Annotated in this window: 18 protein-coding genes; 6 read left to right on the top strand and 12 right to left on the bottom strand. The window is 64.3% G+C overall.

The genetic code is table 11. From position 1 onward, the window contains the following. Positions 1-77: 77 nt before the first annotated feature. Positions 78-950, bottom strand: a complete 873-nt coding sequence (locus R6G97_RS08240; protein WP_182816315.1) for a carbon-nitrogen hydrolase family protein — start codon at positions 948-950, stop codon at positions 78-80. Further along, complete coding sequence (locus R6G97_RS08235) at positions 947-1,537, bottom strand: GNAT family acetyltransferase (protein ID WP_043214941.1); 591 nt, start codon at positions 1,535-1,537, stop codon at positions 947-949. The genes R6G97_RS08240 and R6G97_RS08235 overlap by 4 nt, the downstream gene beginning before the upstream one ends. 115 nt (positions 1,538-1,652) lie before the next feature. On the opposite strand from R6G97_RS08235, the gene R6G97_RS08230 reads away from it, so the two are divergent. Then, the gene (locus tag R6G97_RS08230; protein ID WP_043214944.1) at positions 1,653-2,051 is read left to right on the top strand and encodes a nuclear transport factor 2 family protein; all 399 of its coding nucleotides are present in this window, start codon (positions 1,653-1,655) and stop codon (positions 2,049-2,051) included. Positions 2,052-2,234: 183 nt separating this feature from the next. Here R6G97_RS08230 and R6G97_RS08225 read toward each other — a convergent pair whose 3' ends face one another. From R6G97_RS08225 to R6G97_RS08200, 6 genes are all read right to left on the bottom strand, one after another. Continuing rightward, entirely contained in the window at positions 2,235-2,801 is a 567-nt protein-coding gene (locus R6G97_RS08225) for a DJ-1/PfpI family protein (RefSeq protein WP_070576079.1), read from the bottom strand. A 79-nt stretch (positions 2,802-2,880) separates the two neighbouring features. Beyond that, positions 2,881-4,038 (bottom strand): phospholipase D-like domain-containing protein, encoded by a 1,158-nt coding sequence (locus R6G97_RS08220; RefSeq protein WP_070576082.1) that lies wholly within the window; start codon positions 4,036-4,038, stop codon positions 2,881-2,883. Position 4,039: 1 nt separating this feature from the next. After that, complete coding sequence (locus R6G97_RS08215; protein WP_043214956.1) at positions 4,040-4,621, bottom strand: YceI family protein; 582 nt, start codon at positions 4,619-4,621, stop codon at positions 4,040-4,042. Positions 4,622-4,665: 44 nt separating this feature from the next. Continuing rightward, the gene (locus tag R6G97_RS08210) at positions 4,666-4,962 is read right to left on the bottom strand and encodes a hypothetical protein (protein ID WP_043214957.1); all 297 of its coding nucleotides are present in this window, start codon (positions 4,960-4,962) and stop codon (positions 4,666-4,668) included. After that, positions 4,959-6,047, bottom strand: a complete 1,089-nt coding sequence (locus R6G97_RS08205; RefSeq protein ID WP_414628456.1) for a serine hydrolase domain-containing protein — start codon at positions 6,045-6,047, stop codon at positions 4,959-4,961. The genes R6G97_RS08210 and R6G97_RS08205 overlap by 4 nt, the downstream gene beginning before the upstream one ends. A gap of 42 nt (positions 6,048-6,089) precedes the next feature. Further along, complete coding sequence (locus R6G97_RS08200; protein WP_043214961.1) at positions 6,090-6,977, bottom strand: acyl-CoA dehydrogenase; 888 nt, start codon at positions 6,975-6,977, stop codon at positions 6,090-6,092. Between the two features lie 134 nt (positions 6,978-7,111). On the opposite strand from R6G97_RS08200, the gene olsB reads away from it, so the two are divergent. After that, positions 7,112-7,867, top strand: coding sequence for an L-ornithine N(alpha)-acyltransferase (gene olsB, locus R6G97_RS08195; RefSeq protein ID WP_070576097.1), 756 nt, complete (start codon positions 7,112-7,114; stop codon positions 7,865-7,867). Next, the gene (locus tag R6G97_RS08190; protein WP_317847980.1) at positions 7,867-8,655 is read left to right on the top strand and encodes a lysophospholipid acyltransferase family protein; all 789 of its coding nucleotides are present in this window, start codon (positions 7,867-7,869) and stop codon (positions 8,653-8,655) included. The genes olsB and R6G97_RS08190 overlap by 1 nt, the downstream gene beginning before the upstream one ends. Positions 8,656-8,768: 113 nt before the next feature. On the opposite strand, the gene R6G97_RS08185 is transcribed toward R6G97_RS08190, so the two are convergent. After that, on the bottom strand, positions 8,769-9,341 hold the full coding sequence (locus R6G97_RS08185; RefSeq protein ID WP_182819140.1) for an acyl carrier protein phosphodiesterase: 573 nt from the start codon (positions 9,339-9,341) through the stop codon (positions 8,769-8,771). 153 nt (positions 9,342-9,494) lie between these two features. Between R6G97_RS08185 and R6G97_RS08180 the strand changes: the two genes are divergently transcribed. Genes R6G97_RS08180 through R6G97_RS08170 form a run of 3 tightly spaced genes read left to right on the top strand, consistent with a single transcriptional unit; the run spans position 9,495 to position 12,049 of the window. Further along, positions 9,495-9,797, top strand: a complete 303-nt coding sequence (locus tag R6G97_RS08180; RefSeq protein ID WP_043213583.1) for an ArsR/SmtB family transcription factor — start codon at positions 9,495-9,497, stop codon at positions 9,795-9,797. A 13-nt stretch (positions 9,798-9,810) separates the two neighbouring features. After that, a complete protein-coding gene (locus tag R6G97_RS08175; RefSeq protein WP_090344930.1) occupies positions 9,811-10,980 on the top strand; it encodes an MFS transporter in 1,170 nt (389 codons plus the stop codon). A 19-nt stretch (positions 10,981-10,999) separates the two neighbouring features. Continuing rightward, on the top strand, positions 11,000-12,049 hold the full coding sequence (locus R6G97_RS08170; protein ID WP_043213581.1) for an alkene reductase: 1,050 nt from the start codon (positions 11,000-11,002) through the stop codon (positions 12,047-12,049). 63 nt (positions 12,050-12,112) lie between these two features. Here the strand turns inward: R6G97_RS08170 and R6G97_RS08165 are convergent, their stop codons facing one another. The 3 genes from R6G97_RS08165 to R6G97_RS08155 form a co-directional block, all read right to left on the bottom strand. Continuing rightward, a complete protein-coding gene (locus R6G97_RS08165; protein ID WP_043213579.1) occupies positions 12,113-12,937 on the bottom strand; it encodes an ATPase in 825 nt (274 codons plus the stop codon). An 87-nt stretch (positions 12,938-13,024) separates the two neighbouring features. Next, complete coding sequence (locus R6G97_RS08160) at positions 13,025-14,020, bottom strand: NAD-dependent epimerase/dehydratase family protein (protein WP_090344926.1); 996 nt, start codon at positions 14,018-14,020, stop codon at positions 13,025-13,027. 49 nt (positions 14,021-14,069) lie between these two features. Continuing rightward, complete coding sequence (locus R6G97_RS08155; protein ID WP_070576115.1) at positions 14,070-14,960, bottom strand: LysR family transcriptional regulator ArgP; 891 nt, start codon at positions 14,958-14,960, stop codon at positions 14,070-14,072. Between the last annotated feature and the right edge of the window lie 68 nt (positions 14,961-15,028).

Raw genomic sequence — 15,028 nt, 5'->3', positions numbered from 1 at the left:
CACAGGGCATCCACTGAACTCCAAAACAGTGGAGCGTTCGTAGGAGCCGGTTCACCCGCGAAGGGGCCGCAACTGTCCTATCCAATTCTGTCGAACTGCTCCGGCCAGTCCCGCCGGATGAACACCTGTCCTTCGCGTCGAACCCGACGTACTTCCTCCAGATCGACTTCACCCAGCAGCCAGCGACTGCCATCAGGGCAAAGCTCGGCGCTCTCGGCAATCACCCCATTACTCGGCATGCCGTAATCCGGCGGCACGAACAGCCCTGCCCGTCCGATATTCTCGTCAAGCGCCGGCGACCAAGGCGCCATACCCACCGTCGGGCTTTGCAGCACCGCGATCTGATTCTCCAGTGCTCGGGCCTGGGCACCGATGCGCACCCGGTGATAACCAGCCTCGGTGTCAGTACAGCTTGGGGCCAGGATCAAGTCGGCGCCTCGTTCGGCCAAGTATCGGGCGAGCAGGGGGAATTCGTTGTCGTAACAGATCAGGATGCCCAATTGTCCCAGCGCCGTATCGAACACCTTGAGCCCTTCACCAGCAGCGATGTCCCATTGCTCACGCTCGAAGCGGGTCATGATCAGTTTGTCTTGATAACCCAGCACGCCGTCCGGTCCGAACAACCAGGCACGGTTGCGGTAGCGCCCGTCCGTCTCGAGCACCGGCAGGCTGCCTGGCTGCAGATAGATTCCCCAGCGCCGAGCGATTCCCTCGCACAAGGCAAGCCAGGGCTCGATCAGCGGCTGGATCCCAGCGATCGATCCCTTCAGGTCGCTCCGTTGCTCAGAGGGCAACTGGCCACTTAGGACCAGCCCCGCATACTCAGGCAGCAGCAACAACTGCGCGCCGCCCTCGACAGCCTCGGCGCACAAGCTCTGGAGGTGCTCGGCATAGGCCGCCCAGGTCGTGTGCAGCTCGATGGCGTACTGGCAAGCGGCCAGACGGATCACAAGGGTAGTTCCTTGAGCCAGAAGGACATGATCTTCGCCGATGCCTGCTCCTCGTCGAGGTCGCGCCAGGCATAGGTCGTGCGCAGCGACGGCTCATGCAGGAAGCCCCGATTGCGCCAAAAGCCGTGCAAGGGCTTGTAGTCGGCAGGACGCCGGGGATGCCCGGCCGGCCGCTCGACCGAGCAGAACGCGCAGTAGTCGAATTCGGCGAGCTTGTGAGCGTAAGACTCGCGCTCGATGAAAAAGCGCACACCCAAGCCCTGGCCCCGGTAAGCCGGCAATAGCACCGACTCGCCGAAGTAGTAGACGCTCGCAGGATCGCGCCCTTGGGCCAGGAACGGCTGTTGGAATTCAGGCGTCTCGTCGACCAGAGGCAGGCCCGTGGAGGCCCCCACCACCTGCCCTTGGTCGATGGCCAGCACCGCCAGGCTGCGCCCGGAGCGGGCGTAGGTGGACAAGTAGTCGGCCTCGTACTGCGGCGTACCGTCGTAAAGGTAGGGAAACTCGCGAAACACCGAAAGGCGCAGGCGAGCGAGGTCATCGATGTAAGGCGCAATCGCGGCGCCGTGCAACAGGCGGATTTCCATGCTTAGCGGTCGTTTTGTCGATGTGGATGACGCGCTCGGCTAAGCCGGGCTTGAGGGGAAACCCTATCATCCGGCCCAAGCCATCCCCTTTCCCGTACACGACAGGAACATTGCCATGACCGCTACCGAACTTGTGAACGCTTATTACGCAGCCTTCAATGCTGGCGACATGCCCGCCTTCCTCGGATTGCTCAGCGAAGATGTGATTCACGACATCAACCAGGGTGAGCGGCAGATGGGCAAAGCGGCGTTTGCAGCGTTCATGGACAAGATGAACCGCTGCTACCGGGAGCGTCTGGCGGACATCGTGGTGATGCAGAATGCCGATGGGAGCCGTGCGGCGGCGGAGTTCACCGTACATGGGGAGTACCTGGCCGACGACGAAGGGCTGCCACCGGCCAACGGACAGACGTATGTGCTGCCGGCGGGGGCGTTCTTCTATATCCATTGTGGGAAGATTGCTCGGGTGACCAATTACTACAACTTGAATGATTGGGTTGAGCAGGTAGGTTGAGCTTTTTGAGGAGCGTGTGAATATCCAATGTTGGTGGGGGCGCTGATGGCGCTTCTCGCCCTTACGGCGACCTACTTTTGCTCTTGGGCAAAAGTGACCCGCCGTAAGGGCGAAACGGTGAGTCAGCGTCAACAACTCAAATGAATGAAACCACCGACACCGACACCGACCTAGCCCAAGAAACTACCCAAGCACCCGCAGAAACGCCGCCAACCAGGCAGGATGCGCCGGCCAGGCAGGCGCCGTCACCAGATTCCCATCCACATGCGCCTGGTCCAGAGCGATATCCACAAACCGCCCCCCCGCCAACCGTACCTCAGGTGCACACGCAGGATACGCACTGCACTCACGCCCCTCCAGCACACCTGCCGCCGCCAGCAACTGCGCCCCGTGACACACCGCCGCGATCGGCTTGCCCGCCTGGTCGAAGGCCTTGACCAGCGCCAGCACCCGCTCATCCAGGCGCAGGTACTCAGGCGCCCGGCCACCGGGGATCACCAACGCGTCGTACCCCTCGGCCCGAACCTGCACGAAATCGAAGTTCAAGGCAAAGTTGTGCCCAGGCTTCTCGCTGTAGGTCTGGTCGCCCTCGAAGTCATGGATCGCCGTGCGCACCGTCTGCCCGGCCAGCTTCTCCGGACACACCGCATGCACCGTATGCCCGACCATCTTCAGTGCCTGGAACGGCACCATCACTTCGTAGTCCTCGACGAAGTCACCCACCAGCATGAGAATTTTCTTGGCCGTCATCGCATCCACCCCTTCCGTTGCATGGGAACAATCCCTGCACGATAGTCCGCTTCAGCGTGTACGGGTACTCACCACAGGTCTAGTCGCGACGATTGAGCAGATTGACCACCAGCCGGTCGAGCCACCCCCACAACCGCTGCTGCAGCCGACGCCAGAAGGGCCGGGCATGCCAGCGTGCCAGGTCGACTTCCTGGCTGAGGGCGAAGTCTCGCTCGAAGCTGGCGGCCACCGCCGCCGTCAGGGGCGGGTCGAGGGCTTCTACATTGGCCTCGAGGTTGAAGTGCAGGTTCCAATGATCGAAGTTGCATGACCCCACACTGACCCACTCGTCCACCAGCACCATCTTCAGGTGCAGGAAGCACGGCTGATACTCGAAGATCCGAACGCCGGCGCGCAGTAGACGGGGGTAATAGCGGTGCCCGGCGTAACGGACCGCCGGGTGGTCGGTGCGCGGGCCGGTGAGCAATAGACGCACGTCGATGCCCTTCTGCGCCGCTCGTCGCAGGGAGCGACGCACACTGAAGGTCGGGAGGAAGTACGGTGTGGCCAGCCAGATGCGCCGTTGGCCGCTGTTGAGGGCACGCACCAGCGAGTGCAAGATGTCCTGATGCTGACGGGCGTCGGCGTAGGCCACCCGGCCCATGCCCTGGCCTTGGGCGGGCACCCGCGGCAGGCGGGGCAGGCCAAAGCCCTCGGCTGGCCGCCAGGCGGTGCGCCGATTGTTGGCGTGCCACTGGCGATCGAACAACAGTTGCCAGTCGGTGACGATGGGGCCTTCCATTCGCACCATCACTTCATGCCATTCGCTGGTGTCGACGCCTGGGGTCCAGAATTCATCGGTAACGCCCGTCCCGCCCACCACTGCCCAGCATTCATCGACCAGCAACAGCTTGCGGTGGTCCCGGTACAGGTTGCGAACCCCACGCCGCCAACGCAGGCGGTTGTAGTAGCGCACCTGTACGCCCGCCGCCTCCAGGCGTTGGCGCAACGCTGAGGGGAAGGCCAGCGAGCCATAATCGTCGAACAGGCAGCGAACCCGCACGCCACGGCTGGCGGCCTGCTCCAAGGCCTCGACCACCGCATCTGCACAGCGACCGGCTTCGACCAGATAGAGCTCCAGATCGACCTGGAATTCGGCGCGCACGATCGCCAGGAGCATGCGCGGAAAGAATTCGGGGCCGTCGATCAGCAGTTCGAACTCGTTGCCATCCCGCCAGGGGAAGACCGGCCCCGGCATGTCAGCGGGCGGAGAAGATCAGCACCGCACTCACCGGCACCGATGGGCTGATGGACGCAACACCGGAAAGCTTGCGCAGGGACGCCAGCCCCGGCAACAGATCGAACTCCTCGGCACGCAGGATCAACGGCTCCAGGGTTACCACCTGGAAACGACGTTCATCCAGACGGGTGGCCAGCAGCAAGGTGTCGTAGCGGTGCGATTGCCCATGCAGGGTCACAGTCACCGGCAAACGCAGTTCGACCTGGGCGCCATTGGCCAGGTCGTTGATGGGGCGCAGGTCGATCTTCGTCTGCACAAGGGCCTCGGGAAACTTGGCGACCTGGAACAGCTCGTTGCGCATGCGCTCGTCACGTAGCGGTATGCCACCGCTGACCGAATCCATTTCGATGCTGACCTGGGCATTGCCTTTGCCGTCGACCTTGCCATGGAACACCAGGAAGCGATGCACCTCGGAGGTGTCACCATTCTTGCTGGTGACAAAAGACAAACGTGAGGACTCGCCATCCAGGTGCCAGCTGGCATGGGCAGGCAGGCACAAGGCCATGAGCAGAGCAGGCAGTAGACGGGGCAGTTTGAACATTTGAAATCTCGTGTAACAAGGCCGTCAACCTTACCCGCCCGCCTTCACGGCAGCAAGCGGCAGCCCTCCCGCGCGTTCACCCAGGCTGCCTGATTGCGCCGCCCCAAGCCTTCAGCGAGCACCCGACGTCGCGCGTGGTCCTCTTCCAACCTGCCCAAGGGCAGGTACTGCTGTACATAACCCCGGCAGTAGACCTCATCGAAGCCCATGACGAAGCGGCACGAGCAGTACTCCTTGGCCGAGTAGGCCGACAGGATGCTTGGAAAATCCGCCAACGCCTGACGCTCGTGCCACGCCCACACCAGCAACGCCACCATCAACAACAGCAGGACGCGCTTCATCGGCCCTCCCCCGCAACGGCCGCCAACACCCGCTTGAGCAGTTCGTTGTGCTGGTAGGTGCCATCGCGGTCATCGGCGTAACGCACGATCACCAATTTCTGCGAAGGCACCACATAAAGTGCCTGGCCCCAATGACCCAGTGCGGCATAGACGTCTTGGGCAGCGTCCGGCCATGGCGCCGGCTGGCCCGGCAACGGCTGGTTGAGCCACCAGTGCCCGCCAGGATTGGCCTCGTCCGGGATCGCCTCGGCCCGCTCGAACAGCTGCCGATTGAACGCCACCCAGTCCCTTGGCAACAGTTGCCGCCCTTGCCAACGCCCATCACGCAGCATCAGCAGGCCGATGCGGGCCAGGTCTCGCGCACTCAAATAAAGATAGGAGGAGCCCACGTAGGTGCCGGCGCTATCGCGCTCCCAGACTGCGCGGCGAATACCCAAGGGCTCGAACAACGCCTGCCATGGGTAGTCATCACGGCTGTCGGGGGGCAGCATGCCGCGCAAGGCCGCCGCCAGCAGGTTGCTGTCGCCACTGGAGTAGCGAAAGCGCTCGCCCGGTGCCACCTCGGCCGGCTGCGCTGCGGTGAAGGCAGCCATGTCCTTACGGCCACGGGTATACAGCATGGCCACCACCGAGGACTTGAGCGGTGCGTATTCGTAGTCCTCCTGCCAGGCCAGGCCGCTGGCCCAATGCAGCAGGTCGACGATGCGCAGTTCCGAATGCACCTTGAGCGGCGGATAGTAGTGCCATGCCGGCGCATCGAGGGTAAAGCGCCCTTCGCCGTAAGCTACCCCCAGCACAGTGGCCAGCACACTCTTGCTGATCGACCAGGTCAGGTGCGTGGTGTCGGCACGGGTGGGCGCGACGTAGCGCTCATACAGGATACGCCCGTCACGGATGACCAGCAGCGCATCGCTGCGCACACCCGTGCGCCCGGTCTCGTCGCGGTCGGGAAAGGCATAGGCCTCGACCGCCTGCCAGTCGATGGCCGCAGGTTCGCGCTGCCACTGTGGATCCGGCCACGACTCGGCCCACGCCGAAACGCTCACCCCTGCCAGAATGCCCAGCAATTTCCCCAACCTGCCCATGGCCGCCCCTCACGTGGCTGAACGGGCGAGCCTGCCAGGGTTTCATGACAATCCGACAGCGGCCCAGGCCTTGTGCAGGCGCTTCTCCCGCGCCGCCGTGGCCAGCGCCAGCACGCCCTGATCGCGCTGCCACAACTGCATCCAGTGAGGCGGCCCGCCCGCCAGGGCTTTGTCGATCGTCTCGCGCAGCGCATGGAACTGGGCGAACAGACCGCCCAGCAGCAAGTGGCAGGCGGCGCTGTCGGCGCACTGTCGGCTGCCCTCGGCGCATCCACCCAGCAGGCCCAGTAAACGCAGCCGCAGGTCCTGGGGCCAGGCACTTTCCTGACCGACGCCATACAGCCAGGCCACCAGCGCGGCGAGCACGTAGAGGTCTTCCAACGAGCGGAAGGGTTTGACGTAGGCATCCCAACCATCACCGGCGAGCCGTTCGCAGGCGGCCTGGTGCAACTGCAGGCGCGCATGGCCGACTTCGGGCATCAACGGCAAGGTGGGCAAGGCCTCCAGCGTCACCCCTGCCTCACCCGGATAGACCACCGCCAGTTGCAGTCGAGGCTTCTCGCCATCAGCCTCGCTGCGCGCCGCCACCAGCAGCCATTCGGCGTCCAGCCCGGCTGTGACGAAATCCTTGCTGCCGGTCAGGCGCAGGTTCTCAAGGCGGGTCTGCATGTCCGCCGGCCGCACGCTGCGCCGCTCGGTGGCACACAAGGCACCCAGGCTGGCCGGGGCACTGGGCCAGAGCACACGCAGGGCCGCTTGGTAACCGACTAGAAAAGCCAGCCCCGGCGTCGCCATCGCCCGCCCACCGAGCACCGCCAGCTCGAAGGGCGAGACTGGCCCGAGACGCTCGAGCAGGGCGGCGTAGCCTTCACCCAGGCTTTGGGCCTCGGGCTGGCGGTAGGGGTCGTTGACTCGTTGCAACCAGGGCATCGCAGGCTCCTCGTCAGGGGTTGTCACGCAAGCATCACCAAAGCTTCACGGGGGTGACACCGCGCGTACCTAGGCTGACTTTGCACAACAAAGTCGACCGGCCGCAACCCTTGGCTGGCTCATGGAGACTCGCAATGACTCGGACCGCACGCTCTGGCGACACCAGCACTGAACGCCGTCTGCAAGCCGAACGCCTGGTCGGCGCCACGGCGCTTCAGGAAGCACAGGCCCTGCGCTTCAAAGTGTTCAGCGCCGAATTCCAGGCCAAGCTCAAGGGCGCGGAACTGGGCCTGGACATGGACGACTACGACATCCATTGTCGCCACATCGGCGTGCGTGACCTGGCCACCGGCCAACTGGTCGCCACTACCCGTCTGCTCGACCACCAGGCCGCCAGCAGCCTGGGACGCTTCTACAGCGAAGAAGAGTTCAGCCTGCACGGCCTGCTGCAACTGCAGGGGCCGATCCTGGAGCTGGGCCGTACCTGCGTCGACCCGGCCTATCGCAATGGCGGCACCATTGCCGTGCTCTGGGGCGAGCTCGCCGAAGTGCTCAACGAAGGCCGCTACAACTACTTGATGGGGTGCGCCAGCATTCCCATGCAGGACGGCGGCGTGCAGGCCCACGCCATCATGCAGCGTCTGCGCGAACGCTACCTGTGCACCGAGCACCTGCGGGCCGAGCCGAAAAAACCACTGCCGACCCTGGCCCTGCCGAACAACGTCATCGCCGAAATGCCGCCCTTGCTCAAGGCTTACATGCGCCTGGGCGCGAAGATCTGCGGCGAACCGTGCTGGGACGAGGATTTCCAGGTCGCCGATGTGTTCATCCTGCTCAAGCGCGACGACCTCTGCCCGCGCTACGCCCGCCACTTCAAGGCGGCGGTGTGATGCCTGGATTGCGGGCATTCGCCCGCCTGTCGCGTCTGCTGCTGGTGCTGGCACTGGGCATCGTCATGGCCAGCGCGATCACCCTGGGAGAACGCCTGGGCCTGAAGCCTTCCTGCCAACGGCGCCAGCGCTGGACATGCCTGTTCATGCGGTATCTGGTCGCCGCCCTGCCCTTCGAGGTCCGAGTGATTGGCCCTTTACCGTTACAGCCGATGCTGTGGGTCAGCAACCATGTGTCCTGGACCGACATCCCCCTGCTTGGCATGCTCACGCCGCTGTCGTTCCTGTCCAAGGCCGAAGTGCGCCACTGGCCGCTGGCCGGTTGGCTGGCGGAAAAAGCCGGCACCCTGTTCATCCACCGTGGCGGTGGTGACGGCCAGCGTCTGTCTCAGCAGATCGGTGAGCAGTTGGGCCAGCAACGGCCGCTGCTGATCTTTCCGGAAGGCACCACCACCGACGGCCGCGCCCTGCGTACCTTCCATGGCCGGCTGCTGGCCGGCGCCATCGACCAAGGCACCCCGGTGCAGCCGGTGGCGATCCAGTACCTGCGCAACGGTCAAGCGGACCCGATCGCACCGTTCATTGGCGATGACGACCTGGTGTCTCACCTGATGCGTTTGTTCCGCCAGCCGCACGGGGAAGTGATCATCCAGCTGCTGGAGCCGATCCCCAGCCTAGGCAAGGAGCGGGCGGTGCTGGCGTTCCAGGCACAGCAGGCGGTGCAGCTGGCCTTGTATGGCGCCGACGGGTGGGAAGCGGTGCCGCGACGGCAAGCGAAGGCGGCCTAAGTCGTGTGGCGGTCCAATCGGCCCTTTCGCGGGTAAACCCGCTCCGATAAGGGTGGCGGTGCCTTGTGGGAGCGGGTTTACCCGCGAAAAGGCCCGTACGGTCGTATGAAGGTTCACCGACTCGCCAGCGCAAAAGCCTGCAACTGCGGATAGAACTCGCGAAAATCCGCCAACAACGGCTCGTACAACACCTCCAACTCCCCCATCACCCCGTCCATGCCTTCCGGCCGTGACAACCGCCGGGCGATACCGCGAAACACCTGCTCCAGCGTGTCGAAATCGCCATAGGCGCCCAGCCAGTCGTCTGCGGCCATGAACGGGGCGATATGCGCCAGCCGCCCGGGCAGTGCCGGCTCGGCGAGTAGTACGCGATAGAAGTCTCCGGTGAAGGCGTACAGCGGCTGTTCGGCGTAATCGTCCCAGTGCCGCGCCAGGCAGTGGTCGAAAAACACATCCAGGACGATCCCGGCAAAACGCCGCCGCTCACGGGGAAAGCGCGCCAGCGCCGCCAGTACCAGCGGGTGGCTGTCGGTGTAGCTGTCGATATGGCGGTGCAGACGAATCGAAGCCTCGAGGGCCGGCGGGAAGCGCCCTTGCAGCGAACCTTTGACGAAATCGCCATACAGGCTGCCGAGCAGTTGTTGCGGCTCTCGGCCGCCCAGATGCAGGTGTGCGAGGTAGTTCATGGCGCCCAGTCTAGCACTCACGGGAACCATATCGTTATAACGCGATATAGCGATTCGCGCTCAGCTAAGAACCTCTTCATATTTGTATATCGCGAAATACCGATTTATATTTCGCCTCATCGCGATATAACGCTACACACCATGAGTCCCACCATGCCTCTTGATCTCGACGAAATAATAAAAGCCCTCTCCCACCCGGTAAGGCGAGAAATCCTCACCTGGCTCAAGGACCCGGCTGCGCAGTTCCCCGACCAGCAGCACAGCACCGAATACGGCGTCTGTGCCGGGCAAATCGACCAACGCTGCGGCCTGTCGCAGTCGACCGTCTCCGCCCACCTGGCCACCTTGCAGCGCGCGGGCCTCATCAGCAGCCAGAAGATCGGCCAGTGGCACTTCTTCAAACGCAACGAGGACACCATCCAGGCGTTCCTCCAGCAGATGAGCCAAGAGCTCTGACAAGGACCTTGCAATGCCTCTTTCCCTGATGATCCTGGCGCTCAGCGCCTTCGCCATCGGCACCACCGAATTCGTCATCATGGGCCTGCTGCCCGATGTGGCGCAGGACCTGGGGGTGACCATCCCCGGTGCCGGCTGGCTGGTGACCGGCTACGCCCTGGGGGTGGCCATCGGCGCACCGTTCATGGCCCTGGCCACTGCGCGTCTGCCGCGCAAGGCCGCGCTGGTGACGCTGATGGGCGTGTTCATCGTCGGCAACCTGCTCTGCGCGGTGGCCGCGGACTATGACCTTTTGATGTTCGCCCGCGTGGTGACCGCCCTGTGCCATGGCGCCTTCTTCGGCATCGGCTCGGTGGTGGCGGCAAGCCTGGTACCGGCCAACCGCCGCGCCTCGGCCGTGGCCCTGATGTTCACCGGCTTGACCCTGGCCAACGTGCTCGGCGTGCCCTTGGGGACTGCGCTGGGCCAGGCCGCTGGCTGGCGCTCGACCTTCTGGGCGGTGACCGCCATCGGCGTGATTGCACTGATCGGCCTGGTGCGCTACCTGCCGCTGCAGCGCCAGGAAGAGAAAGTCGACATGCGCGCCGAACTGGGCGCCCTCAAGGGGGCCGGCATCTGGCTGTCGCTAAGCATGACCGTGCTGTTCTCGGCCTCGATGTTCGCCCTGTTCACCTACGTCGCCCCCCTGCTCGGCGACGTCACCGGCGTATCGCCACGTGGCGTCACCTGGACCTTGCTGTTGATCGGCCTGGGCCTGACCGTGGGCAACATCCTCGGCGGCAAGCTCGCCGACCGCCGCCTGGGGGCGACTCTGGTGGGTGTGTTCGCCGCCATGGCAGTGGTGTCCACGGCGTTGAGCTGGACCAGCACGGCCCTGGTACCTGCCGAGATCACTTTGTTCCTCTGGGCCACCGCCGCCTTTGCCGCCGTGCCTGCCCTGCAGGTCAACGTGGTGACTTACGGCAAGGCCGCACCCAACCTGGTGTCGACCCTGAACATCGGTGCCTTCAACCTGGGCAATGCCCTGGGCGCCTGGGTCGGCGGCAGTGTCATCGCCCACGGCTTCGGCCTGACCCGCGTGCCCTTGGCCGCGGCTGCCCTGGCGATCCTGGCGCTGATCGTCACCTTGATTACCTTCCACCAGCGCGGCGGCAACGCCGAACTGGCAACCGCTTCCAACTGACCCTCGCGAGGCTACGCCAATGACCACGCTCTTCGATCCGATCACACTGGGCGACCTGCAACTGCCCAACCGCATCATCATGGCCCCATTGACCCGTTGCCGCGCCGACGAAGGCCGAGTGCCCAACGCATTGATGGCCGAGTACTACGTGCAACGCGCCAGCGCCGGGCTAATCCTCAGCGAGGCCACCTCGGTGACCCCCATGGGCGTTGGCTACCCTGACACTCCCGGCATCTGGTCGGACGAACAGGTGCGCGGCTGGACCAACGTCACCAAGGCCGTGCACGGGGCTGGTGGGCGCATCTTCCTGCAGCTGTGGCACGTCGGGCGCATCTCCCACACCCAGTACCTCAACGGCGAACTGCCGGTGGCCCCGAGCGCGATCCAGCCCAAGGGCCACGTCAGCTTGATCCGTCCGATCACCGAGTACCCGACGCCACGAGCCCTTGAGACCGAAGAAATCGCCGACATCGTCGAGGCCTACCGCACCGGTGCCGAAAATGCCAAGGCGGCCGGCTTCGATGGCGTAGAGATCCACGGGGCCAACGGCTACCTGCTCGATCAATTCCTGCAAAGCAGCACCAACCAGCGCACCGACCGTTACGGCGGCTCCCTGGAAAACCGTGCTCGTCTGCTGTTGGAGGTGACCGACGTGGCGATCGAGGTGTGGGGCGCCAATCGTGTAGGCGTGCACTTGGCACCACGGGCCGACGCCCATGACATGGGCGATGCCGACCGCGCCGAGACCTTCAGCTATGTCGCTCGGGAGCTGGGCAAGCGCGGCATCGCATTCATCTGCTCGCGGGAGAAAGAAGCCGACGACAGCATCGGCCCACTGATCAAGGAAGCCTTCGGTGGCCCGTACATCGTCAATGAGCGCTTCGACAAAGCCAGTGCCAACGCGGCGCTGGCCAGCGGCAAAGCCGACGCGGTGGCCTTTGGCATCCCATTCATCGCCAACCCCGACCTGCCCGCCCGTCTGGCCGCCGATGCGCCGCTGAACGAGCCGCGCCCGGAGACCTTCTACGCCAAAGGGCCGGTGGGCTACATCGACTATCCGCGGATGTGATCGTAAATCCGCTCCTACAAGCCTTGTGGGAGCGGGTTCACCCGCGAACACAGCTCAGTAGATTCAAGGCCGGGCGTTGATCTGCTGTTGCAGGTTCTGGATCTGGCTCTGCAAGGTATTGAGGTTGCGGGTCACCTGGCTGCGGAAGGCATCGAACTCCTGCACCGAAGCCCCACCGGCGCTGGGTGCCGGGCGGTTGTCGATCTGACTCTTGAGCACCAGCACGTCCTGCTCCAGGCTCTCGATCGCCGCACTGGGATTACCCTGTTTCTTCAGGCTCGCCACTTCGCTGCTCAGGCTCTTGATCTGGCCGTCGAGCTTGCCGCCATCGAGCTGGCCGGACTTGAGCGCGGCCAACTCACCATTGACCGCCTTGAGCTGCGCCTGCAACTGGCTCTGCAATTCTGTCACCGCTTTTTGCTGTGCACGGGTATCGGCCAAGACCTGCTCCAGACGCTTGCCCAGATCCCCCGCCTGGCCCGCCACACCCTGCTGCTGCTTGCTCTGCTCGGCCAAGCTCGCCTTCAACTGGCGGATCTGCAGCTTCAAGGCCTCGCTACCGGTGTTGACACTGGACTCGCTGGCCTCGACTTTGCCGCTGATCGCCTGAAGTCGCCCCGCGGCTTCTTCGCTGATCCGGGCGAAGCTCTCCTGGGTCGCTACCAACTGCTGCTCCATCAGCGAGATCTGTTGGAAGCTCCACCATCCCAGGCCCGCCAGGGCGATGACCGAGGCCCCCAGCAGCGCCCACAGCGGGCCCGTGCTGGCCGGACGCGCGGCCTTGCGCCGGCTCCGTGCCACGTGCGCCGGGAGCAGTTCATCATCATCCGGAGTACCGGCACGCAGGGTCGGCACATCGTCGAAATCGTCGAGGGGGTCGTTACGCATGGAGGCTTTCAACCACAGTAATAGCAAAGAGGCATGAGTATAAACCGCCAGAGCGGCGCACTGATGACCATTATCCTCGGCCGGGGTTCATTGTTGGCCGGGCACGTTCTTCCACCAGGCGCAGAATTCATCCAGCGCGGTCCACAGGCTGACCTTGGGCCGGTAGTCCAGATGTTGCCGCGCGCGGCTGATATCCAAAGTGAAATCCCTGCTCATCATCTGCGCCCCGAGGCGCGACAGGGTCGGTTGTGGACGGCCTGGCCACAGCAGGCAGGCGGCCTCGTTCAACGCGCCCAGGCTGTAGGCCAGGCCATAGCCACGGTAGCGGGTAACCTGGGGCAGCTGCATCTGGCGCATCACGTAATTGATCACATCCCACAGCGGCAACGGTTGGCCGTTGCTGATGTTGTAGGCCTGGCCAAGCGCCTGCTCATCGGCGAACAGAGCGCTGAGCAGGGCTTCGTTAAGGTTGTGCACACTGGTGAAATCGGCCTTGTTAAGGCCATTGCCGATGATGGCCAGGCGGCGCTTGCGCTGCAGCTGCATGAGCCTTGGGAAGAAACCGGCATCGCCCGCGCCGGTGACCCGTTGCGGTCGCAGGGCCAGCACTTCCAGGCCGAACTCCTGGGCGCCGAAGACCTTCTGTTCGGCCAGGCGCTTGGTCGACGCCTGAAGGTCATGAAATCGCCGAGGTAATGGCTCCTCGCGGATATCAAGACGCGAAGAGCCATTGAAGTACAGCGACGGCGACGACAGGTACACCAGGCGCCGCACGTGCTCCTTCAAGCAGCCTTCCACCACGTTCTCGGTGACCACCACGTTACCCTGGTGAAAATCCTGATAGCGACCCCAGTGGCCGGTGGCGCCAGCGCAATGGACCACCGCGTCGACACCCTGACAGAGCCGCCGGGCCAGCTCGGCATCGCCTAGGTCGCCAGAAATGAACTGGGCGCCGCGCTTGACCAGATGCTCAACGCCCTCGGCGCGCCGGCCATTGACCCGCACCTCCAGGCCCTGCTCCAAGGCAAAGCGCGCAAAGCGCCCGCCGATGAAGCCGCTCGCACCGGTGACCAGAATTCGCATGTAACACTCCGCCTTGCCAAATTACAGATGCAGCTGACGCCGTCCGCGCCTACAAGGGCACCAGCCAGCTCGACGCCGTATGGCGCAGGTGCTCGGTCAGCTGAGCGAGCAACTGCCCGCCATTGCGCCAATGATGCCAGTACAACGGCACGTCGATGGGGGTATCGGTGCAGATTTCCACCAATTGGCCGCTGGCCAGTTGTTCGCGGGCCTGCAATTCCGGCACCAACCCCCACCCCACACCGGCCTCGGTCATGCGCAGAAACCCTTCGGACGAAGGGCACAGGTGATACAGGAAACTGCCCTCGATGCCCAACGAAGCCAGGTAGCGGTGTTGCAGGAAATCATCCGGGCCGTACACCACTGCCGGGATCCGCGCCAGGCGCCGGGCCTCGAACCCCTGGGCAAAGTGCCGGGCCATGAACGCGGGGCTGGCCAATGCCCGGTAACGCATGGCCCCCAGCAACACGCTGCGCGCGCCGGCCACCGGCCGCTCGCTGCCACACAGGCACGCCGCCACTTCGCCGGCACGCATGCGCTTGAGGCCGACCTCCTGGTCTTCGACTACCAGATCGAGCAACACCTGCTGCCCCGCGCAGAAATCCCCCACCGCACCCGCCCACCAGGTCGCCAGGCTGTCGGCGTTGAGGGCGATACGCAGGCGCTCGGGCAGGCCTTCCTCGTCCAGCGCCGGGACCTGGCGCTGCAGGTCACGCTCAAGCAGACGCACCTGCTGCACATGGTTGAGCAACTGTCGCCCCACCTCGGTGGGGCTCGGTGGCGTGGCCCGCACCAGCACCGGCTGGCCGACCCGCGCCTCGAGCAGCTTGATGCGCTGGGAAATGGCCGATTGCGACAGGCCCAGAACTTGAGCAGCACGTTCGAAACCGCCTTGTTCGATGACGGCAGCGAGGGCGGCAAGCAGCTTGTAGTCGAACATCTATTTCTCTAATGCCAGATCAGCTTTATTTGTTTTTCTTATACAGGGCATTTCCTCACAATGGCCAG

Source organism: Pseudomonas sp. HTZ2, from assembly GCF_033173945.1.
GTDB lineage: Bacteria > Pseudomonadota > Gammaproteobacteria > Pseudomonadales > Pseudomonadaceae > Aquipseudomonas > Aquipseudomonas guariconensis.
Note: the sequence above shows the minus strand (reverse complement) of the source record. Positions and strands in the feature narration are given on the sequence as shown.

Bases quoted from the DNA above. Each gene is read 5' to 3' on its own strand.
- R6G97_RS08235 (WP_043214941.1), bottom strand. From the start codon at position 1,537: ATGGAAATCCGCCTGTTGCACGGCGCCGCGATTGCGCCTTACATCGAT.
- R6G97_RS08230 (WP_043214944.1), top strand. From the start codon at position 1,653: ATGACCGCTACCGAACTTGTGAACGCTTATTACGCAGCCTTCAATGCT.
- R6G97_RS08225 (WP_070576079.1), bottom strand. From the start codon at position 2,801: ATGACGGCCAAGAAAATTCTCATGCTGGTGGGTGACTTCGTCGAGGAC.
- R6G97_RS08220 (WP_070576082.1), bottom strand. From the start codon at position 4,038: ATGCCGGGGCCGGTCTTCCCCTGGCGGGATGGCAACGAGTTCGAACTG.
- R6G97_RS08215 (WP_043214956.1), bottom strand. From the start codon at position 4,621: ATGTTCAAACTGCCCCGTCTACTGCCTGCTCTGCTCATGGCCTTGTGC.
- R6G97_RS08210 (WP_043214957.1), bottom strand. From the start codon at position 4,962: ATGAAGCGCGTCCTGCTGTTGTTGATGGTGGCGTTGCTGGTGTGGGCG.
- R6G97_RS08205 (WP_414628456.1), bottom strand. From the start codon at position 6,047: ATGGGCAGGTTGGGGAAATTGCTGGGCATTCTGGCAGGGGTGAGCGTT.
- R6G97_RS08200 (WP_043214961.1), bottom strand. From the start codon at position 6,977: ATGCCCTGGTTGCAACGAGTCAACGACCCCTACCGCCAGCCCGAGGCC.
- olsB (WP_070576097.1), top strand. From the start codon at position 7,112: ATGACTCGGACCGCACGCTCTGGCGACACCAGCACTGAACGCCGTCTG.
- R6G97_RS08190 (WP_317847980.1), top strand. From the start codon at position 7,867: ATGCCTGGATTGCGGGCATTCGCCCGCCTGTCGCGTCTGCTGCTGGTG.
- R6G97_RS08185 (WP_182819140.1), bottom strand. From the start codon at position 9,341: ATGAACTACCTCGCACACCTGCATCTGGGCGGCCGAGAGCCGCAACAA.
- R6G97_RS08180 (WP_043213583.1), top strand. From the start codon at position 9,495: ATGCCTCTTGATCTCGACGAAATAATAAAAGCCCTCTCCCACCCGGTA.
- R6G97_RS08175 (WP_090344930.1), top strand. From the start codon at position 9,811: ATGCCTCTTTCCCTGATGATCCTGGCGCTCAGCGCCTTCGCCATCGGC.
- R6G97_RS08170 (WP_043213581.1), top strand. From the start codon at position 11,000: ATGACCACGCTCTTCGATCCGATCACACTGGGCGACCTGCAACTGCCC.
- R6G97_RS08165 (WP_043213579.1), bottom strand. From the start codon at position 12,937: ATGCGTAACGACCCCCTCGACGATTTCGACGATGTGCCGACCCTGCGT.
- R6G97_RS08160 (WP_090344926.1), bottom strand. From the start codon at position 14,020: ATGCGAATTCTGGTCACCGGTGCGAGCGGCTTCATCGGCGGGCGCTTT.
- R6G97_RS08155 (WP_070576115.1), bottom strand. From the start codon at position 14,960: ATGTTCGACTACAAGCTGCTTGCCGCCCTCGCTGCCGTCATCGAACAA.